The organism is Paenibacillus sp. JGP012 (assembly GCF_014203995.1).
Classification (GTDB): Bacteria; Bacillota; Bacilli; order Paenibacillales; family Paenibacillaceae; genus Paenibacillus; species Paenibacillus silvae.
Genome location: NZ_JACHKG010000006.1, coordinates 102,643 through 124,032 on the forward strand (window position 1 = coordinate 102,643; position 21,390 = coordinate 124,032).

22 protein-coding genes are annotated in these 21,390 nt (G+C 47.9%); 16 read left to right on the plus strand and 6 right to left on the minus strand.

What is annotated here, in order from left to right; genetic code table 11:
* Nucleotides 1-61: 61 nt before the first annotated feature.
* On the plus strand, nucleotides 62-1,117 hold the full coding sequence (locus HNR77_RS10285; RefSeq protein WP_184183324.1) for a serine hydrolase domain-containing protein: 1,056 nt from the start codon (nucleotides 62-64) through the stop codon (nucleotides 1,115-1,117).
* A gap of 68 nt (nucleotides 1,118-1,185) precedes the next feature.
* Here the strand turns inward: HNR77_RS10285 and HNR77_RS10290 are convergent, their stop codons facing one another.
* From HNR77_RS10290 to HNR77_RS10305, 4 genes are all read right to left on the minus strand, one after another.
* Nucleotides 1,186-1,863, minus strand: a complete 678-nt coding sequence (locus tag HNR77_RS10290) for a M14 family metallopeptidase (protein WP_184183327.1) — start codon at nucleotides 1,861-1,863, stop codon at nucleotides 1,186-1,188.
* Between the two features lie 107 nt (nucleotides 1,864-1,970).
* Nucleotides 1,971-2,939, minus strand: a complete 969-nt coding sequence (locus HNR77_RS10295) for an ABC transporter ATP-binding protein (RefSeq protein WP_184183604.1) — start codon at nucleotides 2,937-2,939, stop codon at nucleotides 1,971-1,973.
* 34 nt (nucleotides 2,940-2,973) lie between these two features.
* The gene (locus HNR77_RS10300; protein ID WP_184183330.1) at nucleotides 2,974-3,774 is read right to left on the minus strand and encodes an ABC transporter permease; all 801 of its coding nucleotides are present in this window, start codon (nucleotides 3,772-3,774) and stop codon (nucleotides 2,974-2,976) included.
* Nucleotides 3,771-4,547, minus strand: coding sequence for an ABC transporter permease (locus HNR77_RS10305; protein ID WP_184183333.1), 777 nt, complete (start codon nucleotides 4,545-4,547; stop codon nucleotides 3,771-3,773). Before HNR77_RS10305 ends, HNR77_RS10300 begins: the two co-directional genes overlap by 4 nt.
* A gap of 303 nt (nucleotides 4,548-4,850) precedes the next feature.
* Here HNR77_RS10305 and HNR77_RS10310 point away from each other — a divergent pair, with 303 nt between their 5' ends.
* From HNR77_RS10310 to HNR77_RS10355, 10 genes are all read left to right on the plus strand, one after another.
* The gene (locus HNR77_RS10310; protein WP_184183336.1) at nucleotides 4,851-5,699 is read left to right on the plus strand and encodes a DegV family protein; all 849 of its coding nucleotides are present in this window, start codon (nucleotides 4,851-4,853) and stop codon (nucleotides 5,697-5,699) included.
* A gap of 151 nt (nucleotides 5,700-5,850) precedes the next feature.
* Complete coding sequence (locus HNR77_RS10315; RefSeq protein WP_311768601.1) at nucleotides 5,851-6,570, plus strand: response regulator transcription factor; 720 nt, start codon at nucleotides 5,851-5,853, stop codon at nucleotides 6,568-6,570.
* Nucleotides 6,531-7,505: a sensor histidine kinase gene (locus HNR77_RS10320; protein WP_260410475.1), complete on the plus strand. Its 975-nt coding sequence runs from the start codon at nucleotides 6,531-6,533 to the stop codon at nucleotides 7,503-7,505. Before HNR77_RS10315 ends, HNR77_RS10320 begins: the two co-directional genes overlap by 40 nt.
* Nucleotides 7,506-7,621: 116 nt before the next feature.
* A complete protein-coding gene (locus HNR77_RS10325; RefSeq protein ID WP_184183339.1) occupies nucleotides 7,622-8,545 on the plus strand; it encodes an ABC transporter ATP-binding protein in 924 nt (307 codons plus the stop codon).
* Nucleotides 8,529-9,245: an ABC transporter permease gene (locus HNR77_RS10330; protein WP_221443794.1), complete on the plus strand. Its 717-nt coding sequence runs from the start codon at nucleotides 8,529-8,531 to the stop codon at nucleotides 9,243-9,245. The genes HNR77_RS10325 and HNR77_RS10330 overlap by 17 nt, the downstream gene beginning before the upstream one ends.
* Nucleotides 9,246-9,374: 129 nt before the next feature.
* Entirely contained in the window at nucleotides 9,375-10,187 is an 813-nt protein-coding gene (thiD, locus tag HNR77_RS10335) for a bifunctional hydroxymethylpyrimidine kinase/phosphomethylpyrimidine kinase (protein ID WP_184183345.1), read from the plus strand.
* A gap of 289 nt (nucleotides 10,188-10,476) precedes the next feature.
* A complete protein-coding gene (locus tag HNR77_RS10340) occupies nucleotides 10,477-11,157 on the plus strand; it encodes a response regulator transcription factor (RefSeq protein WP_184183348.1) in 681 nt (226 codons plus the stop codon).
* Nucleotides 11,154-12,917 (plus strand): sensor histidine kinase, encoded by a 1,764-nt coding sequence (locus HNR77_RS10345; RefSeq protein ID WP_184183351.1) that lies wholly within the window; start codon nucleotides 11,154-11,156, stop codon nucleotides 12,915-12,917. Before HNR77_RS10340 ends, HNR77_RS10345 begins: the two co-directional genes overlap by 4 nt.
* A 21-nt stretch (nucleotides 12,918-12,938) precedes the next feature.
* Nucleotides 12,939-13,484: a CDP-diacylglycerol--serine O-phosphatidyltransferase gene (pssA, locus tag HNR77_RS10350; protein ID WP_111273403.1), complete on the plus strand. Its 546-nt coding sequence runs from the start codon at nucleotides 12,939-12,941 to the stop codon at nucleotides 13,482-13,484.
* Between the two features lie 15 nt (nucleotides 13,485-13,499).
* Entirely contained in the window at nucleotides 13,500-13,985 is a 486-nt protein-coding gene (locus HNR77_RS10355; RefSeq protein ID WP_184183354.1) for a DedA family protein, read from the plus strand.
* Between the two features lie 1,063 nt (nucleotides 13,986-15,048).
* Here HNR77_RS10355 and HNR77_RS10360 read toward each other — a convergent pair.
* Entirely contained in the window at nucleotides 15,049-15,702 is a 654-nt protein-coding gene (locus HNR77_RS10360; RefSeq protein WP_184183613.1) for a transcriptional regulator, read from the minus strand.
* 395 nt (nucleotides 15,703-16,097) lie between these two features.
* Nucleotides 16,098-17,288: a cation:proton antiporter gene (locus HNR77_RS10365; protein WP_184183357.1), complete on the minus strand. Its 1,191-nt coding sequence runs from the start codon at nucleotides 17,286-17,288 to the stop codon at nucleotides 16,098-16,100.
* Between the two features lie 406 nt (nucleotides 17,289-17,694).
* On the opposite strand from HNR77_RS10365, the gene HNR77_RS10370 reads away from it, so the two are divergent.
* The 5 genes from HNR77_RS10370 to HNR77_RS10390 all read left to right on the plus strand — a co-directional run bounded on the left by HNR77_RS10370 (nucleotide 17,695) and on the right by HNR77_RS10390 (nucleotide 21,302).
* Nucleotides 17,695-18,255, plus strand: a complete 561-nt coding sequence (locus HNR77_RS10370) for a DUF420 domain-containing protein (RefSeq protein WP_397366551.1) — start codon at nucleotides 17,695-17,697, stop codon at nucleotides 18,253-18,255.
* A 76-nt stretch (nucleotides 18,256-18,331) separates the two neighbouring features.
* A complete protein-coding gene (gene gpmA / locus HNR77_RS10375) occupies nucleotides 18,332-19,075 on the plus strand; it encodes a 2,3-diphosphoglycerate-dependent phosphoglycerate mutase (protein ID WP_184183363.1) in 744 nt (247 codons plus the stop codon).
* A 516-nt stretch (nucleotides 19,076-19,591) separates the two neighbouring features.
* Nucleotides 19,592-19,780: a hypothetical protein gene (locus tag HNR77_RS10380; protein ID WP_111273603.1), complete on the plus strand. Its 189-nt coding sequence runs from the start codon at nucleotides 19,592-19,594 to the stop codon at nucleotides 19,778-19,780.
* 180 nt (nucleotides 19,781-19,960) lie between these two features.
* Nucleotides 19,961-20,869, plus strand: a complete 909-nt coding sequence (locus tag HNR77_RS10385) for an aldo/keto reductase (RefSeq protein ID WP_184183616.1) — start codon at nucleotides 19,961-19,963, stop codon at nucleotides 20,867-20,869.
* Nucleotides 20,870-20,975: 106 nt separating this feature from the next.
* The gene (locus HNR77_RS10390; protein WP_110899450.1) at nucleotides 20,976-21,302 is read left to right on the plus strand and encodes a thioredoxin family protein; all 327 of its coding nucleotides are present in this window, start codon (nucleotides 20,976-20,978) and stop codon (nucleotides 21,300-21,302) included.
* Nucleotides 21,303-21,390: the final 88 nt, after the last annotated feature.

Genomic DNA, 21,390 nt, shown 5'->3' on the forward strand with positions numbered 1-21,390 from the left:
TTGGTTAGTGTGAACTTAATATGGAGTAATCGATGTACACCGGAGAGGAGCACTATAGTTCATGAGGGATATACAAGGTTTTGTTTCGGATTATATTAAAGGTAAAAAACATCTTCATCTTGAGATTGGCATGGTTACCAAAGGAGATATCGAATATCATTCATTTGGCAATCCGCCCAAGCAGCGTAAGGCTTCCCCTGAACACAGATTGTTTGAGATTGGCTCTCTGACCAAATTATTCACAAGTATGCTTCTACTAGAATTGCAGCATCAACAACGTCTTTCCATCGATGACACAGTCAGCAAGTACATACACCAGGGCAAGAATGATTATTTAAAGAAAATTACGCTCAAACATCTGGCTACGCACACCTCTGGATTACCCAGATTAGCGCCAAACCTGTCATCGAAAAAAAATAGATACAATCCGTATGTAAACTATACAGAGCAAGATTTGCTTGCCTTTTTAGCTGATGCGGACTACACAGATCATATCGGTTCCTTTGAGTATTCCAATACAGGCATGGGCTTACTGGGCTACATTCTATGCAAAGTGACAAACAGTACATATGACGCTCTGCTGAAAAAATATATCACAAATCCATTAAAGATGATGGAGACTGCAGCTGTGCTGAATACAGAACAGAACAGCCGATTGGTGGATGGTTATACGTCAACGGGGAAAGTAATGCCTCACTGGGATATGAATGGCGTGCACGATGGAGCGGGAGCAATCAGGTCATCTCTTCACGATATGAGTTTATTTGTACAAGCCAATCTCAATGAAGATCACCTGCTAGCCTCTACAATGCAGCAAAGTCACGTGCCTGTTCGAATCGGAGATTCAGACATCTATCTTGGGTGGCAAGAGGATACGGCGTTAGATCAGGCTATTCTGTGGCATAACGGCGGTACTTTTGGTTTTACCAGCTATTTAGCTATAAACAAGGAGCAGGGCGTGGGTGTTGTATTATTATCCAATTACTGTTTTGGATCAGCCGCTCGTGTGGATGAGTACCTCGATGCGATTTACAAGTTTTTTACGAAAAAAGATCTATATCCACTCACGTTTCTGGAGCCTGTAGGTGAGAGCATACTGGAATCCATGATGCAATAATAAAACCACCTTGCAAGTGAACCCCGATGTCAATTCTCGGATGTTCTCTTGTGAAGGTGGTTTTTCACTCAAGACATACCCGTTTCACGCAGAAAATGATGAACAATCTGCGTCTGATACTTGATGCGTACAGCGCGTTTCAGGCTCCAGCACGTTTCAACGGTAACAGACTTCGCTTTCAGCAGCCTTGAAGCAGCAGTACGAGCAGAACCCGGCAGCTCATGCCGCTTCAGATTAAAATGATGCTTGTGAACCGGGATGGATCGGTTCATACGTTCAATCACCCTACGGCAAATCGGCACACTGGAGCTGCCCGGATTGGTGATCAGCGTTTGCCCAAGCACGCGTGGACTGAGCTGTGAGAGGCCGTTGGCTTCATGCAGATCAAGCCACCAGTCGGGTTGTTGCGCACGCGCAAGCTGGAACACAGCGGCTGCCAGTGGATGCTTGGCTTTACCGGATTTACGGCGGGGGAACGTACGATTCAGGTCGGGCTTGCCTCTTATTTTTTTCGCATACGCCTGCTGGTTGACTCTGGGTACAATAATTAAAGTTCCGCGATGAATCACATAGCGCCCTGCTGCACAATCATCAGCAAGCTTCTGCGCAGCGGCCATGCTCGCCGTTTCATTGCCATGAACCCCGGAAGTAATCATCATGACAGGTCCAGGATTTATTCCACGAACGATGTAATAGGGCGCAGCATAGACGCTTGACGCAGCTAGAACATGTCTACTTACAAGCATGACCCTCACCTCCGTTACTACAGTACGTCATGTCCCGCTTTCCTGTAACGGCGTTCGAACAGGCCTGTATCCCGTTTCACTACAAAATAGGCCAACCCCTGGACTATTCAATATACGTTGTGAATCACATCCTCAAAGTCTGGTTCCTTCATTTCGATATCGTCAATCTCTCCCCACTGCTCCAGCTCCTTCAGAATGTCCATCGTACGCCACTCCTTCCGATTCACCAGTGCAGTCAGCACCTGATCGTCCATGCTTGTAACCTGAATGGCAGAAGGCAGCGTGTTGGGCAGCTGAACCTGTCCACGGAAGGCAACACGAATCATGGTAGGCAGGCCGATTGTATCCCGCAGGGAGGAGATCGTACCGTCATAGGTCAGCTGCCCATGGTTGATGACCATAACGCGGCTGCATAACTGTTCGATATCATCCATATCGTGGGTGGTGAGCAGAATGGTTTTGCCAAACTCTTCATTTAATGTGCGTAGAAACTGGCGAATGTTCCGCTTGGCGTTCACGTCCAGCCCAATCGTGGGCTCGTCAAGGAAAAGCAGCTCCGGATCATGCAGCATGGACGCTGCTAGATCCGCTCGCATGCGCTGCCCGAGGGAGAGCTTGCGAACGGGGGTAGCCCAGAACGATTCGAGGTCCAGCAGTTCAGCGAACTGGGACAGCCGTTTTCTTTTGACCTCAGCACTTACGCCGTACATCTCTGCCAAAATATCATACGAATCCTTCACGGGTAAGTCCCACCAGAGCTGGCTGCGTTGTCCAAAAACGACCCCGAGCTTTCGCACCGTTCTGCGCCGTTCCTCATGTGGATTCATGCCGCCCAGCCGCACCTCACCCGCAGTGGGATGAAGAATGCCTGTCAGCATTTTGATCGTGGTTGATTTACCAGCCCCATTCGGACCGATGTAACCGACAAATTCACCTTGCCGAATATCAAAGCTGATATCGCGTACCGCTTCTTTGGTCACATACTGGCGTGAAAACAAGGTGCGCACCCCTGAGAAGCGTCCTTCCCGCACGACAGGGGTTTTAAATTGCTTTTGCAGCTGGCGTGCCGTAATCATATTCATGTGTATTTCGCCTCCTTTATTAACTTCTCTAACTGCCTGTACTTTGATATCTGGTCATGCCGAAGGCCCAGAACCGTAAACTTGCGGCCAAACATAATAAGGCTATTGCAGCAATAAGTGCCAGTACCCACCCGCCACCTTCACCGCGCAGCAGGTAAAGGGCCGGAATATAGTTCACGAATCCCACAGGAATAACGGTCAGCAGCAGGCTGGACATCCATTTGGGATAAAGTGTGAGGGGGTACTGAGCCGCTGTACGGGCGGCATCCTCGGTAATGACCTGCAGTTCCTCGATGCGTGTTGTCCAGAAACCGAGAGTTGCCGTAGCGAGTCCGATGGAAAAAAGAATGATCGCCCCGGTCACGATGACCAGCAGAGAAAGTGGAATGACCGTCCAGCCGATCTGCCCGCTGTTCATCATTCCTGCCAGCGACCAGCAGAGAATAAATCCGCCCTGAAGCACTTCACCAACCATCAGGCGGAAATTTTGTGGCAGTAGTGCGAGCAGCACTGGCATGGGCCGTGTCAGCAATTGATCGAGTTCCCCGCCCACCAGATATTTTTCCAGATGATGCACCTCGTTGCCGAATGTTCGGTACAGCGTTTTGGATAACGTCATAATGGCGAAGAGATAACCGATCTCATATAACGACCAGCCCTTGATCGCACCAAATTTGTGCAGCACTAGCGCGACCATCAGAAACTCGGAAATTTGAATAAGTGCGGCGAGGATAGCTCCCAGCACAAAATTGAATTTGTACTGCATCCGGCTGCGGATGCTTGTGCGAATGAGTATTTTATATAAATGGAACCAGGATATTGGCTTCATCCGCCCTGCACCTCCACTTTACGTCGTAACACTTGGGTGATGCCCAGGCAGAGCAGTGTCATGAATACACACCAAAGCAGGGTTCCCCAGAGCAAGGAGCCATTTTCAAAGCCTAGGTAAATTCGCGTAGGAACGTAGAGCAGAAACGGATAAGGAGACAGCCAGGCCAATTGCTCTAGCCACTTCGGCAGCCATTCCAGCGGAATGAAGAAACCGGCCATCAGGTTCATCAGGGCATGATTAGCCCAGTGTAACCAGGATGACTCCGTCGTCCACATGGATGTGACACCGATAATGTAATTCATACAGATGGACAAGTATGCTGCGCCGGCAAGGGCAAGTGCGGCATAAGCGAATGTCCAGGCCTCCGAAGGCCATTTCAGGGAAAAAACGATGGAGTAGAGAAGGTAGATGGGAAGGCTTTTGTACACGAACTGGTAGGCGATTTGCCCCCATTCTCGTGCCATTAAATGGCTGAACAGATGTACCGGACGCATGAGGTCCAGTGCAATCTGCCCCGTCCTGACACTGAGCGGAATGCCTAGTCCGTTGGTCAGAAAGCCTGAGATCCAGAGTGACGATTGCGTGAACGCAATATAGCTGATCATTCCCTGTACCCCGTATTCTCCGAGCTGGTGATCGGCCCCGATGCCGATCCAGAGACAAGCGTACATGTACCCAAACATGGCGCTTGCCAGGTTATGTACCATGTGTGCCCCGCGATATTGCAGGTTTCGGGCGTAGGCTTTGGAAGCCAACGTAAAATAAAGCATATAACACCTCCGATAAGTGGATTGAACGGTGGACCCGTTCACTTCAGTCAAGGCGAAAAAGAGAGAAGGACAACAGCATACCAATTTATTCCTTCACATGCAAGACATTTTTTTAGCGAATATTGGAATCAAAGGGAGTGTTCATGAATGCGCCACAAGACAGGCCGGAAGGGTTGGCTTTATAATGAAGAGGTATAGTCGCAAGCGTTTACAATTGAGTTTATTCAAATTTAAAATAACCGCCGGGCATGTGCCTGACGAGTAGGATACAGAACGAACAATCCGGCAAGAGAGAAGGATGTCATGAAGAAAATTGCATGGGTCACCGACAGCACCAGTACACTGGATTCCGCGTTTGCGGAGCAAAATCATATCTACATCGTGCCGCTGCGCATCGTATTTGGCGAGGAATGTTACCGGGAAACCGAAGAGATCTCGTCGGATACATTCTATGAGAAACTGGAGGTTTCTTCGCGCGCGAGCAGCTCGCAGCCACCCATTGGCGAGTTTATTGAACTGTATGAGTCGCTTAAAGGCCGATACGATGAGATCATTACGATTCATTGCTCCACTGCACTTAGCGGAACACTCCATACCTCGATGCAGGCTGCAGAGATGGCAGACGTGAAGGTGACCGCAATTGATTCAAGAGCAGGAGCCTATCCTCTCCGCGAGATGATTATGCAAGGGCTGGAATGGCAGAAACAGGGCTGTTCAGCTGGCGAGATCAAATCCCGTATTGAACAGATGATTGATAACATGGCTTTTTATCTGATCCCTGCAAGTCTTCAAAATCTTCACCGCAGCGGGCGTGTGACCGGGACACAGCTGATCATAAGCCAGTTGCTCAAAATTCATCTGCTGCTTCGGTTTGAAGAGGGCAAAGTGGTTGTGAACGAGAAAATCCGCACGTTTAAACGCACGAAAGAGCGTATGCTCGATATGCTGAAGAAGGACATGGAAAAGGTCAAACATGTGTGCATTATGCATGCAAACAATCATGAGGAAGCTCACACCATCAAACAGCAGATTACGGAGCTACTTCCCCGCTTGAAGACGGAGATCATGCCGTTTATTCCCGTGGTGAGCATTCATGCCGGGGCCGGCACCATCGGATTGTGCTGGATTCGCAGTGATAAAGCCCAGGCTTAGACGGATTCAAGGGTAGATAAGACAGCCTGATCGGGCATACTTGAACGTTCCTTCAAGTACCTGCCTGGTCAGGTTTTTTGGTCATTGGATTGCGATTTTCATCAAATTGTGAGGTAATGAAGGAAATGTTAACTACCGGGAGGGAAGGTTCATGTCACGTCAACGCCTGCTGCTTGTAGAGGATGATCGTTCGATCAGTGAGATGGTTGGACCATATTTGGAAAAAGAGGGCTTCGACCTCACATATGCGTATGACGGTCTGGAGGCAGAGCGTCTGTTCACCGAGACTGGGCCCGGGTTTGATCTGATTATACTTGATCTGATGCTGCCGCATCGCAGCGGAATGGATGTGCTGCAGACCATTCGGGCGAGCAGTCTCGTGCCAGTGCTCATTCTGTCTGCCAAGGACGGGGATGTAGATAAGGCGCTCGGACTCGGCTTTGGCGCTGATGATTATCTGAGCAAACCGTTCTCGCTGATCGAGCTGACCGCCCGTATCAAAGCAGCGATTCGCCGTGCCAATTATATCAGTCAGCCTGTGGAAAAAGAAGCGGTAGAAGACCACCGAATAAAGATCGGCGGACTTGTGGTAGATATGGACACGTATGAGGTTCAGCGCGAGGGGGAAGCGGTGAAGTTAACGTCCAAAGAGTTCGGTATTTTAAAATTGTTTGTTACTCATCCCGGCAAAGTATTCACCAAAGCTCAGATTTACGCGTCAGTCTGGAACGATCATTATTATGGTGATGAAAATATTATTAATGTACATATGCGCCGTCTGCGGGAGAAGCTGGAAGTCGACCCTTCTGCGCCTCGTTATATCAAGACGTTATGGGGGATTGGATACAAGCTGGAGGCAGAGCCGGTATGATGCTGATCTGGCTGCTTTCCGTTACCCTGTTGGTGCTTGGAGTTACCGCTGTTGTGCTCGGACTGAGACTTCGTAAACGCAGTGCACATCTGAGATATATTCATGACAAAGTATTGGATATTCTGGACCAAGGAACGTATGAACGTCTGATCGTATTTGATAGTGATGCAGAGATGAGCCGGCTGTTAAACGACATGAACCGGCTGCTTGAACATGCCCATCTGGCCAAGGCCAACTACGCGAACCAGGAGAAAGAGATCCGTAATATGCTCTCCAACATTTCGCATGATTTGAAAACTCCGCTTACCGTTGTACTCGGGTACAGTGAAACGCTGCTGCACAGCACATCCCTGACGGATGCAGAACGGAGAGTGATGACAGAGAAGATACAGGATAAGGCGCAGGAGGTGCTGCGTTTGATGCATTCCTTTTTTGATCTTGCCAAGCTTGAATCGGGGGACCGCGAATTGGAACTAACTCGCGTGAACATCAGCGAATTATGCAGGGTGAAAATGCTATCGTTTTACGAATTGCTTACAAAGCTGGGGGTGCATGTGGAACTGGATATCCAGGAGCAGGATGTGTTTGGCAGGGCCAATGAAGAAGCACTGGATCGGGTGCTGGACAACCTGATTACCAATGCGATGAAATATGGAGCGGACGGCAAAGTGCTCGGAATATCTGTACTGAACCGGGAAGGAGAGTGCGTGACCATACAGGTATGGGACCGTGGGAAGGGCATTCCCGAGAAGGAGCACAGCCGTGTCTTTGAACGAATGTATACGCTGGAGGATTCGCGCAACCGGATGTATCAGGGCAGCGGCCTGGGGCTGACCATAACGAAGCGTCTGGTGGAACGTATGGGGGGGCGTATTGATGTACACAGCGTGCCTTATGAGCGAACCGTATTTTCCTTTACTTTGGAGGCGCTGTAGACATATAGAGAACGAACTTAAGGTTTTTGTAAGATTTGATTAATAAAAATGCAGACTTTTTTCTTTACAATACAGATATAAGCACCCCAGCAGGGGATGTAAAGGAGAATGACCAGATGAGTTATATTGCACGGACCATAGATTTAACCAAGGTTTATGAAGGAACAGAGGCGGTATCCGGCGTTAATTTGAATATCAGGCAAGGCGAGATTTACGGATTCCTGGGCCCGAACGGGGCTGGCAAAACAACAGTGATGAAGATGTTAACTAATCTTGTTAAACCTACAGCGGGTGAGATCGAGCTTTTCGGGGAAAAGCTTAATCCGAACTCGTACGAGCCGCTGAAACGAATGGGCAGCATTATCGAATATCCCTTTTTCTATGACAAGTTGTCTGCCTGGGAGAATCTCGACCTGCACTGTGAGTATATGGGGTTCCCGAACAAACAGATGATTGGTAAACATATGGAGATGGTCGGTCTGAAGGATGCAGGTAAAAAACCTGTAAAAGACTTCTCTCTCGGTATGAAGCAGCGCCTTGGGCTGGCCCGAGCGCTGATCACAACACCTGAACTGTTAATTCTGGATGAACCAATCAACGGGCTTGACCCCGTGGGGATCAAGGAGATGCGTGATCTGTTCAAACGACTAAGCACTGAATATCGAATGACCCTGTTAATCTCCAGCCACATTCTTGGCGAGGTGGAGCAGATTGCAGACACCATTGGAGTTATTCGCAATGGCAGACTAATTGAAGAAGTGTCCATGGAGAGCATCCGGGGCGGTCATACGGATTATATTGAGATTCAGGCTGCAGATATTCGCAAGGCCGCTTACGTTGTGGAGCATTTGCTTCATATGAGCAATTACAAGCTCTCAGATGAGCAGACACTGCGTGTTTATGACCCTGGCATTATGCCATCCGATCTCAACAGCAAACTGATGCAGCACGGTGTTGCCGTAGAGTCGATATCCAAACGCTCGCACTCCTTGGAAGAACACTTTATGAGTCTGGTGAAGGGGGATGAGCACATTGCTTAAACTGATTCGACTGGAATGGCGCAAGCATCGCTTTGCCCGGAATTTGACAGGTGCAGGCATCGCAATGCTCAGCATTCTTCTATTTCTCATTATGATTGGTGTGACCGACCTGGGGGCTGAAGATTATGCTTTTGCCAGTTATGAGGATTCGTTTATTCTGATTGATACGTTTGCCCGCGCAGTTTTTATCATATTTGCAGGAGCTCTGATATCCAAATTGATTATTAGCGAGTATCGGGACAAAACGATGAATGTGATGTTTACGTATCCGATCAAACGGCATAAAATCATCGCTGCGAAGCTGATGCTGGTTTTTCTGTTTACTTTTGCGATGATTATGCTCACTGATGTGGTGATGGGTGTGATTCTGCTGGCATCCAATCACTTTTATGACTTTATTACCGAACCGCTGAGTACAGCTGCATTGTTGAAAATAGTTGTTAAATACACAATCAGCTCAGTCTCTGCTTCTGCGATGGCTCTGATTCCTCTATTCTTCGGCATGCGCAAACATTCAGTGACCTCTACGATGGTTGCCTCGATTTTACTTGTGTTCGTTGTGTGCTCGGGCTTTAGCGGCTCTAACGGCCCTACGTTTTCGCTGAATAACATTGTCATTATTCCTTTAACCCTGGGAGCCATTGGATTATGGATTGCTGCCCTTTCGATGATACGGCTGGAGACAAAAGACATGAGCTGAGACCCGGGTCGGGGTATTCGTTCTTCTCCGCAGAAAACCATGCGTGGTATGGCTTGGCATGCCATTGACATACGCTCGTACAAGGGATAGGATAGTGTCAACTGAAACACGAAGGAGATTAGAACGACCATGACTATTCCTAAAACGTTGACCATCGCGGGTTCAGATACGAGCGGCGGTGCAGGTATTCAAGCGGATTTAAAAACCTTCCAGGAGCTGGGAGTATACGGAATGACCGTGTTAACTACAGTTGTTGCGATGGAGCCTGAAACATGGGACCACCAGGTTTTCCCGGTAGAATTGAATGTAGTCGAGGCTCAGCTTCGTACCGTTCTGGACGGAATTGGTTTTGATGCAATGAAGACAGGCATGCTTGGTTCAGTTGATATTATTGAGCTTGTCTCCAAGCATATTCGCCGCAGTGGCCTGCCGCAGATCGTTATTGATCCGGTTATGGTCTGCAAAGGTACAGATGAGGTGCTGCAGCCGGAGAACACGGAAGCGATGATTGAATTTTTGCTGCCAGGTGCGGACCTTGTTACACCAAATCTGTTCGAAGCTTCTCAACTGGCAAAGAGTGGACCTATTCGCTCCAAGGAGCAGATGGAGGCTGCTGCAGCAACTATTCATGCACATGGTGCAAAGCATGTTCTGATCAAAGACCGTGGTGTGATTAACCCGGGTAAGGCGATGGACTTGCTTTATGACGGGACCAGCTACGAGTGGTTTGAAGCGGATGTTGTTGGCTCCGGGTATACTCACGGCGCAGGCTGCACAACCTCTGCTGCAATTACGGCAGGGCTGGCCCGTGGCTTATCTGTAAAAGAGGCTGTACGTGAAGGCAAAGCCTTTGTAACCAAAGCAATCGCTGGCGGATTCCCGTTGAACCGCTTCGTTGGCCCTACGCTGCATGTTGCACATCGTCTGGAGCATCAACGTTAATCATAGAGGCGGGGCTTTTATTTAAGGGAGACCTGCTGCGAACGTTCATGATTACGATAAATCCAATTCAAATCTCATCTAAGGAGCGGTCAACAAACAGTTTATTGCCTGTTGGCTGCTTCTTTTTTTATGCTCATTTTGATAAAAAATAGTAACTTTTGGTATATATTAATCGTATATATGGTGAAGCTGAACGCTGTATAGCTGGATGGATATGGACACTTCTGGACACATGAACGACACATGAAGCAGGTATGTTAAGGTAAGAAATTGAGAAGGAGAGTCGGTCATGGTCAGAACCGTGCTTCTGGTAGAAGACGAAAGCCGCATTCGAGAAATTGTGGCCGATTATTTTATAAAAGAAAAATGGAATGTCATTGAAGCTGAAGATGGGGTGCAGGCGCTGGAACAGCTGACTCAGCATCAGGTTGACCTGGTCATACTGGATGTGTTGATGCCTGAAATGGACGGATGGACATTATGCGGTCATATTCGTGCCACTTCCACCGTACCTATTATCATGCTCACCGCAAGATCAGAGGATGATGATAAAATCCATGGATTCCAGTTAGGTGTTGACGATTATGTCACCAAACCGTTCAGTCCTCGTGTTCTGGTTGCGCGGGCGGAAACGCTGATGAAACGAGTCGAAGGTGCCATTGGGAGAGAGCAGGGAGTAATTCGTTTTGGCGAGGTTACACTTGATCCCTGGGCCAGACGTTTGGAGATCGGCGGGGTTGAGGTGGAGCTTGCACCTAAAGAGTATGATCTGCTTCTGTATCTCGCCCGGAATGCCGGCATCGTTCTATCCCGCGAAGCGATATTGAACCGGGTGTGGGGATTTGACTTTGAAGGTGATTCCCGTGTCGTGGACACTCACATCAAAAAGCTGCGAAGCAAACTGGGCGATGAAGCGAAGTGTATTCGTACCGTCATTGGTACAGGGTATCGTTTTGAGGCAGAGGCATGAGGAAAAACGGTGTAACGATGAAGCTGTTTCTGGTCATGGCCGGATTTCTGCTTTTATTATATGGAACAACGGTGCTTGCTCAATTGATCTGGTTCCCTGATTTTTACCAGCATCAGAAGATTAGCAGTATGAAGAAAAAGCTTTTCAAGTTTGAACAGCAGTATTCGGCCAGCCGCTGGAGTGATCTGCAGCTCGCCAAAGAAACGGGCAAATTCATGCGTCAAAATCAGTCTCACCTTGTCATTCTGACAAGCACAGGCAAGCTGGTGAATGACCCTTTTCACATTACACTGCTGCAGGAAGACGGCAAACGTGTGAAGGTATCGCTGTCTCTGTTTATTAATAGCGAGAATGCTGGCTGGATCAGATCCCATCTGAAATTCGGACAAAAGCTGATTGTGAAGGGACCCTCCAGTGACCAGAATGACCCCGAGCCTATGGTATATCCTTTCAAAATTCAGGATGGGGCTTCTGCCGCATGGGGAACCGAAAGCTTTCAGGAATCACTACTGCCTGTACAGGAGTGGACCGGGGTATTAACGGAGGTTGTACTTCCGGATCTCGCCACCTGGAGTCAGAGACAAGGCCTGCTCGTGCAGGCGCTTGAGAGCCGATTTCCATTGTCTCCAGATGATCAGAAGGTGTTGTCCAGTGGCAAGATGCTCAATGAAGAATGGATGGACAGCTGGAGCGGTGTTCGCAACGTTATCACCATTGCTCCGGTACAGCGTGCAGGAGCAGAGCAGCAGCTGATTTTCTCCCTGACTTCGCTGCAGGAGATGCGTGAGGCGAATGAAGCGACACGGTTATTTTACGGATATTTCGGTATCGGAGCATTTGTCCTGATTTTATTGCTGGCACTGCTTTTGTCACGCTTCATAACGAAGCCGCTTTTAGCTTTGAACCATGTAGCCAAAAAGATGTCCACGCTGGACTTCACAGTGAAATCACCGATTCGGCGTAAGGATGAGATTGGCAGTCTTTCCGACAGTCTGAACGCTTTATCAGGTACACTTGGTCAGACGCTGGAGGAACTGAAGCAGGCCAATAATCAGATGCGCACCGATATGGAACTGAAGCAGCAGATTGAACAGCGTCAACGTAAGTTTTTTGCCGATGCCTCTCATGAGCTCAAGACGCCGATCAGTATCATTAAAGGTTATTCGGAAGGTCTGAAAGACGGGGTAAGTGAGAGCAAACGAGAGCGTTATATCGAGATTATAGCTGATGAGGCCATCAAGATGGAAAAGATGGTGGAAGAGATGCTTGATCTGGTGAGGCTTGAATCGGCCGCGATTCAGTTGAACACGGAAGCGATTGCTCTGGATGATATGATCGAAGACATTGCGGGGCGTCTCGGGCCTCAGCTGAAGGATAAAGGGCTCGAGGTGGTGCTGGTGTCCACGACAGAGCAGAGTATTGAAGGCGATCGAAGCAAGCTGGAGCAAGTATTTTACAATATCTTAATGAACGCTATACGTCACGCGATTTCACAGACCGATATAATGATTGAGATTAGCAGGCATGAGGGATGCGTACACGTGACGATTGAAAATAAAGGTGAACACATTGCTGAAGAGGAACGGCAATATATATGGGAGAGGTTCTACCGTGTAGAGCGATCGCGCAACCGTAAAATGGGGGGGACCGGACTGGGGCTGGCGATTTCGAAGCAGATTCTGGATCTGCACGGATGCGGATATGGTGTGGAGAATACACCGGATGGCGTACGTTTTTATATTACATTTTCTAAAGCCTAATATGAAAGGAAGTTAAATCTTATGAAGTCTTTACCATCCATTTTAACCTTGGGGAACTTAAGTTCAGGAATGCTGGCGGTTATTATGGCCATTCATGGCGAGTTTGCCTTGGCTGTGACGATGATATGGGTAGCGATGTTCTTTGATCTGTTCGATGGATATGCAGCACGCAAGCTGCATTGTGAAGGGGAGTTTGGCAAAGCGCTGGATTCACTGGCTGACGTCGTTTCATTCGGAACGGCACCTGTGCTCATTCTGTATCTCAATTCAATGACTGAAGTAGGTATGCTGGGCATGGCATTAACGGCATTGTTCCCGGTATGCGGTGCGCTTCGCCTTGCACGTTACAACTGCCAGAAAACACCGATTAGCGGTTTTGTAGGAATGCCGATTACTTTTGCAGGGGGGCTGATGTCCTTCTTCGCACTCTGGAGTCCTTATTTTACAACGGGTGTGGCGTATCTTGTTATTGTTGTGCTGTCTGGTCTCATGGTTAGCCAAATCCGTTTCCCTTCTTTGAAGCAAATACTGCCCTCTCATGAGAAGGATATTGTGGAACCGAAATAAGGAGCGAGTCAACGTATGGAATTTGCTAAAGAAATTATTGGTCAGTACGGATATTTTGCAATTTATGGCTTACTCGCTCTTGGCGTCATTGGGATGCCGATTCCGGATGAGGTGCTGATGACCTTTGTGGGTTATCTCGCCTCCATCTCGGTTCTGGATTATTCGGTATCCATTGCTGTCTGCTTTGGAGGAGCGTTTACAGGCGGGCTGCTTAGTTATACGATTGGCAGGAAAGCGGGCAGACCTCTGTTTCACAAATATGGGAAATGGATCGGAGTTAATGCCAAGCGGTTCAACAGGGTGGAAACGTGGTTTCTCAAATATGGGTCCTGGTCTGTGATTCTCGGTTACTTTATCCCGGGAGTCCGTAATCTGATGTGCTGCTTCTCCGGCATGAGCCGTATGGCGATGAGCAGATACGTTCTTGTATCCGGCATTGGCGCCTTTGTCTGGTGTGTGGTGTTTATCTCCATTGGCTTCTATGTAGGCGTATTAACCTAGATTGGACAACCTCTTTGCCGCTTGGTGAACTAACGATATATGGTATACGTGATATGCCTGTGAAGAGTGGGGTGTGGTCGCTTTGGTAGCAGTATGCAGTCAAATACAACCTAGAACTAGAATGAAGACCTCTTGTGTGCAAGGTGGTCTTTTTTTATTGAGTTTATGGATGGACGATTGTCATCATCAGCAGCTGATGAGCGAAATTGCTGGCACAACAGCAAACATAAGGCATACAAGTACCAGCACCAGCACTTGAGCAGCACCATAGAGCACATTAGTAACATTGTAGAGCTTTAGGTAGCACTAGTAGTGCATTTCAATAACATTATAAAGCACGTCAGTAGCACTGTAGAGCATTTGGTAGCACCATAGAGCATTCGGTAGCACCATAGAGCACATTAGTAATATTTTAGAGCACATCAGTAACACTATTAAGTACATCAGTAATATTGTAGAGCTTTGGGTAGCACCAAGGAGTACTTCATTAACATTATAGAGCACATCAGTAGCACCCGTACACCACTACAGTAGCATACCTGAGCAAGTCAAAGTGCGACTGAGGAAGAGGAAGCTTAGCGAGAATCGAGTGGGGGATAGCTAATGGGTGGCAATGCCCTATCCAAATCTCTAACGATCTCAGATGACCTTATTTGGGTGATTTTAAGCTTTTTGAAATTCTAACGAATCACAGAAAGCTTATTTCGATCAAAATCGAAGAAAATGGCCCATTTTCATAGCAAATGAATGAAATAGCGTCTCCTGAAATCGTTAGAATTTTCAAAGGTGTGATTTACCCCAAATAGCGTTTCTGGGAATCGTTAAAAGGTAAGGTGATTATCACAATTACTGCAAAGCTCCATTTGATACCTATGATTGCTCAATATTTACTGTTTTCTACCAATTTGGATTCGCACTACCTCTACGTAACTGCATAACTGCCCACCACCAGACCAGCAAGCACTCCCCCCTACGTCTCTAATAACTCACAACCATCATCCCTAGTCCCACGAGACCGATTCATCCCACCATCAACAGTGTCACCTCAAGCGTATCTGCCAGCTCACATTCGCAATGCATACGTCCGATATCGCTGGGTGCCGCTTGCAACATATATGATGTGCTGGTCCAGCAAACTGCGAAGGACCTTTCGGGCGTGAGTATCCGAGATTCGCAGATGTGCTGCGAGCTCCGAAGGTGCAAAAGGGCGGACGATACGTCTTGCATATCGGACAGCCTCTGCATCCAACCAATTCAGGGATGCGGGCACATCTGCGGCCATAAATTTGCCCATAAAAGCCAGCACCAACTGCTGACATTGTTTCGGTTCATCTTTGATGGAGAGATAGGCAATGGGCAGGAAAATCCAGTCATCCAGCGTCAGCAGACAATGGCGCCAGCACAGGTCCTTGAAACGTCTAACATCCAGATCACGGGCATGCGGTCCGTAACCTTGGATTTCGATGCCACCTTTTACACCGTTGCCCGGTAAATACGCCAGGTCCAAATAACGGTAACCATTGTGAAAATCCCGCACCTCCCATTCCGGGTGCAAATGATTGAAATTTTTCATCACCGGAAACCATATCGAACGCAGAAACTCCATTGTCGCATGCTCAAGCCCTTGTTCAATTCGGGAACGCACACGTGGATTGGTTTCCTGTTCCAGTAGTGCGTTCATCCACTCTTCGTATGCTTCGTTAAAATCAAGACTCATTGTACTCAAGACATGTTTCCTCCTTAATCACAATAGTGTAGTAGTGTAAAAAAACAAAAAAGCCGCTCTGCCATTTTCCAAGCCTTCACAATGGAAGGAGAGAAGAAAGGACAAAGCGGCGTGTGCTTCACGACCGACAATCTTATTTCATTATCTAGTTTTACACAGTTCTCTTCATAACGATTATAACTTACACCATGTGCAGATGCTACTCCCAGTGCACACCGAGAGGAGGCAACATCAATTATTTTGTAATCATCGTATTACGCGTGAACGATTCACACCAAAGCTGTAATTACGATCCTCATCCTCTCGTGCTCACGATAACCGTATTTCCGGGCCTGCTAACAAACATCCACACAACCACATCTACGCACCCACACATCAAGCCTGCCTCATCCGTTCAGATGAGATTCTTCAATTCCACGTTCAATACGTTGTTCTCCCTTTTTGCGGGCAAACGTGATTTTGAGCAGGGGTGGGGTGACCAGTGTGGTGATAATGACCATGATTACAACGCTGGTAAAATATTCAGCATCAAGCAAGCCTGATGCAAGGCCAGTGGAGGCGATAATCAGGGCAACTTCGCCCCTGGAGATCATGCCCGCCCCGATCGCTAGGGAAGAGGTGCGGTCAAACCCGGTCAAACGCGCACCGGCACCACCGCCAAGCAGCTTGGTTATAATCGCCACGATGCTAATAACAACGATCAGCCAAATTTGAGAGCCCACACCCTCGAAGGTCACGTTAAGTCCGATGCTGACAAAGAATACAGGAACAAAAATACTGTAAGCAATCGGCTCTACTTTTTGCTCGACTTCATGTTTAAATCCGGTTTGAGAAATAGCAATGCCTGCTGCAAATGCACCGATAATGCCTGCAACACCCATCCACTCGGCGAAGTAAGAGAAGCCAAAACAGATAATCAAACCCGCGGTAATGACCGTTTCCGTTACCCGCAACGGGGCCATCCATTTCATAATACGCGGAACAACGAGCCAGCTGGCTGCAATGATGATCACGAAGAATAACAGCTTTTTGCCAATGAGCAGGCCGATGGAAACATCGCCGCCGCCCGTTCCGAGCAGACTCATCATAACCGCAAGCAGCACAACAACGAGCACATCATCGACAACCGCCGCCCCCAGAATGGTCGTGCCTTCACGCGAGCCGAGCTGATCCATATCCTTCAACGTTTGCACGGAGATACTGACTGAGGTAGCACAGAACAACAACCCGAAGAACAGTGCATGAGTCTGCGACATGCCGAAAGCAATAGCTGATCCGTATCCTCCGATAAAAGGTAAAATAACCCCGCCTACCGCCACAGCGAAAGCAGCCTTCCAGTTTTTCTTCAATTGGTCCAGATCGGTTTCCAGACCTGCGATAAACATCAGCAGCAGTACCCCGATTTCGGCCATGTAATGAACAAAATCAGTTTTATCAACCCAGCCAAGCAGGGCGGGTCCGAGCACAACACCTACAATAAGTTTTCCCAGCACCGACGGCTGACCTAGTCGGACCGACAGATCACCCGCAAGTTTGGTAAAGATCAGGATAAGGGCAAGAACAAATATAAATTCCACAGATGGTTTCTCCTCTCTGCTCGCAGCATACTTAGAATAACCCTTCCAAGTTAAAATAACCCCATCCAGCCCTTTAACAAAACAAAAAGGCACAGAACAACGATAACCCTTTACCGTCCCATGCCTATAAAAGACAAAGAGGGGCCCTTGGTGACAGGCTCCTCCGTATCCATGCGTATGTGATTAAGTGCATTAATTATAACACATTTGGAGCCTTGGGTAAAATAGTGCTTGGACGAATGGGGATGAAAATCCCCTTAAACGGGCATTTCTACGTAAAGACAGCCTTTTTTTGTTCAGAGTGTTGTCACTTAACAGCCCCGAATCGCCGCGATATAATGATATAGAACACAGAAAGTTAGGATATGAGGAGGATTTTGCATTGGCTAAAAAGGAAAGAGGGGATCTGAACGTGCCATCCAATCAGACGGCCCCGACCAGTAATAAAAATTTTGCAGGTATCATTATTACCATCTCCATTCTTGCTAACGTTATTATCCTGTTATTGTTTTTCGCCCCATCCATCGGTTACAAAGGCGAGCTCACCTTTGATATTACCGTGCTTCCGCGCTTTAATGCCGTATTTAACAGCTTCACCTTTATCTTTTTGCTGGCTGCGCTGATCGCGATTATCAAGCGTAACGTCAAGCTGCACAAACGTTTTATTCTGGCAGCCTTTACAACTACGCTGCTGTTTCTGGTGACGTATCTGACCTTCCACTATCTGTCCCCGGAAACGTCCAAGTTTGGCGGCGAAGGCATCGTTCGCAGCATCTACTTCTTCATTTTGATCACACACAGCATTCTGGCTGCGCTGATCGTACCATTGGCGCTGTTTACGCTGGTATGGGGCTGGACCAACCAACTGCAGAAGCATCGCAAAATCGCACGCTGGACCATGCCGATCTGGCTGTATGTAAGCTCCACAGGTGTTGTTGTATATCTGATGATGGCACCGTATTATTAATTTCATTTCAAGTTATGAATAGTTAAAGTGATGAGTTATGTTTCGAAAGAGCTGCACAGGAAAGGGGATTCACGTGATGTACAGAATCGTGTTGATTCGTCATGGACAGAGCATGTGGAACGTGGAAAATCGCTTTACCGGTTGGACGGACGTGGATCTGACCGAGGATGGATATGGAGAAGCACGCAAGGCGGGCAAAATTCTGAAGCAGCAGGGGTTTGATTTTGACTGCGCCTACGCTTCGGTTTTGAAACGTTCGATTCGGACCCTGGATATTGCTCTGGATGAGATGGACCTGATGTGGATTCCGATTACGAAGACGTGGAAGCTGAATGAGCGTCACTATGGAGCACTGCAGGGGCTTAACAAACAGGAGACAGCAACGAAATACGGGGAAGAGCAGGTTCACGAATGGAGACGTTCCATTCACGTATCACCACCGGCTTTGGAAGAAAGCGACGAGCGATATGTCCGGGATCTGGACAAGTACAAGCGCCTGGGCTGCACCATTCCGCGAACAGAGAACCTGATGGATACGTCCAAGCGAGTGCTGGAATATTGGAATGCAGAGATCAAACCGATGGTATCTTCGGGAAAAAGGGTGCTGATCTCCGCGCATGGCAATACGCTCCGTTCACTTGTCATGCATCTGGACCAATTGTCCGAAGCAGACGTGATGGCGCTCAACATCCCGACAGGCATTCCGCTGGTCTACGAGTTGAACGAAGAGCTGCACCCGACAGGTCATTTTTACCTGACGGCCGATGGCTCCACCTATCAGCATGATGAGATGAAGCATGTAGCCACGCCGTCAGATTAAGGGAGAGCATCGATCCTTATGACTCGTTCAAGGCATGATCTTCATGAAGCAATACAACGTGTTACTTTTGAACATAATAAAAAAACGCATTTCCAGAAGATGATTACCGAAGTTATTGGGTAATCATCTTTTTTGACTCTATATAAGTTGAAGGGTTTATTTACACGTGAACGGAGAGGACAGAAAAAACCTGAAAAAGCGGAGCTAAAAGCTTTCTGCAAGAAAGCTACATCGGAAGCATAAGCTTCGCCTTTATCACCGGATTTTTCCCTTTGGAAAAGGGAATCCAAAAAATCTGGGGATAACAGCGATTGGAAGGTTGTTCTGTCATCGGAGTGGATTGTGTAAAATCTTTAGTTCAACTTATATAGATGCACCTGAGCATGATGCTATTCAGAAAAGGGAAGATTTTATTTTCAAAGGCAGCCTGATTTTTCGTTTCGTTTGCTGCAGAGCGGGTAAAACTCAAACAAGACACGATGTACATGAATCCGAATGGTTAAGGAGGAGAGCAGCATGTCAAAACGTAAATTGCTTATGACGGCGATTGGAGCTGGCGTAACGTATCTGATGAGAAATAAACAGGCCCGGGATAAAGTAATCAGTACCGTATCCAATATGGTGAAAAAGAATGGGTCATCCTCGGCCCGCAGTGCCAGACCTCGTGTGGAGGTTAACAACCAGCACCGGGAGTGGAGAGAGTGAGGCAGGGACAAAAAATAATGAGCAAACAGAAGCAGAACCCGGGACAACTTGTTTCGGGTTTTTCTTTATATGCTGTGGCATACTGTGCTTATATGCGATTTTTGCCAGGAAGAATGATACAATGAATACTTGCAGAACGTATGGAGAGGAGAGACGCTTATGGAAAAAGAGAGCACATCCATGAAACAAAATCGCTTGGGCACATCTGACTTGATGGTGGGTGAGATCGGGCTAGGCTGTATGTCGCTTGGAACGGAAGTGAAACCGGCGGTAGAGCTGATTCATGAAGCGCTGGATCGTGGGGTCAATCTGCTGGATACAGCGGATTTATATGATGCAGGCCGCAATGAGGAAATTGTGGGACAAGCGATTAAAGGCCGGCGCGATCAGGTGATTCTGGCTACGAAGGTAGGCAATCGCCGTATTCCTGGCAAGGAAGGCTGGTCATGGGACCCATCCAAAGCTTATATCAAGCAGGCTGTTCACGAAAGTCTAAAGCGACTGCAAACCGATTATATTGATCTGTATCAGCTGCATGGAGGCACGCTGGACGATGAGATTGATGAGACGATTGAAGCATTTGAGGAATTGAAGCAGGAGGGGCTTATCCGATATTACGGTATCTCTTCCATCCGTCCGAATGTTATTCGTGAATATGTAGGCAAATCATCGATTGTGAGTGTGATGAATCAGTACAGCGTGGTGGATCGCAGAGCAGAAGAGGAAGTATTACCTTTACTTGAGCAAAATCAAATCAGTGTCATCGCTCGTGGCCCGGTAGCCAGTGGTGTACTGGCTGACTCGGGAGCGACGAAGGTGGACAAGGGTTACCTGGACTATACGCCAGAGCAGCTGCAGCATATTCGCCAAGGGCTCGTTGGACTGGTCACAGATAACCGAAGCATGGCACAGACAGCCATCCGTTATGCGCTCTCGCATCCGGCTGTGGCAGCTGTTGTTCCGGGTGCCAGCTCCAGAGAGCAGCTGCTGCACAACATTGCGTCGTCGTCTTCAGCGCCACTTACCGCAGCAGAGATCCAGATGATTCGTGAGCACCACCCTGCCAATCGGTACACGCAGCACCGCTGAAGAACGGAGACCTATTTTCAAATGTAACTAATCGAGGTACAATAGAGTCGGAAAGCAGCTTGAGTGAGCATAAACAAATAAAATTTACCCTAAGGAGAGAACCCTAATGGAAAGAATACAAAGCGAACAGCAATATCGTGATCTGATCAACTCCGACGGTTTGACTGTCATTAAATTTGATACAACCTGGTGCCCGGACTGCAAAAACCTTGACCGCTTTATCGGTGATGTGATTGACCAACACACGGATAAATCCTTCTACGCACTGGATGCGGAACAATTCCAGCCGTTTGCTGACGAGAATGGTGTGCGCGGCATTCCAAGTTTGCTCGTGTTCCAGAACGGCAAAAAGCTGGCACATCTGCACAGCAAATGGGCCAAAACGCCTGCTCAAATCTCAGAGTACCTGGAGACACTTGAGTCCAAAGTATAAAAAATCATTATGCATATCCAAAACCCCTGCCTGTCTTGTGACAGAGCAGGGGTTTTAAAATTCAAATGTTTAACTGGCACCGTAAAAC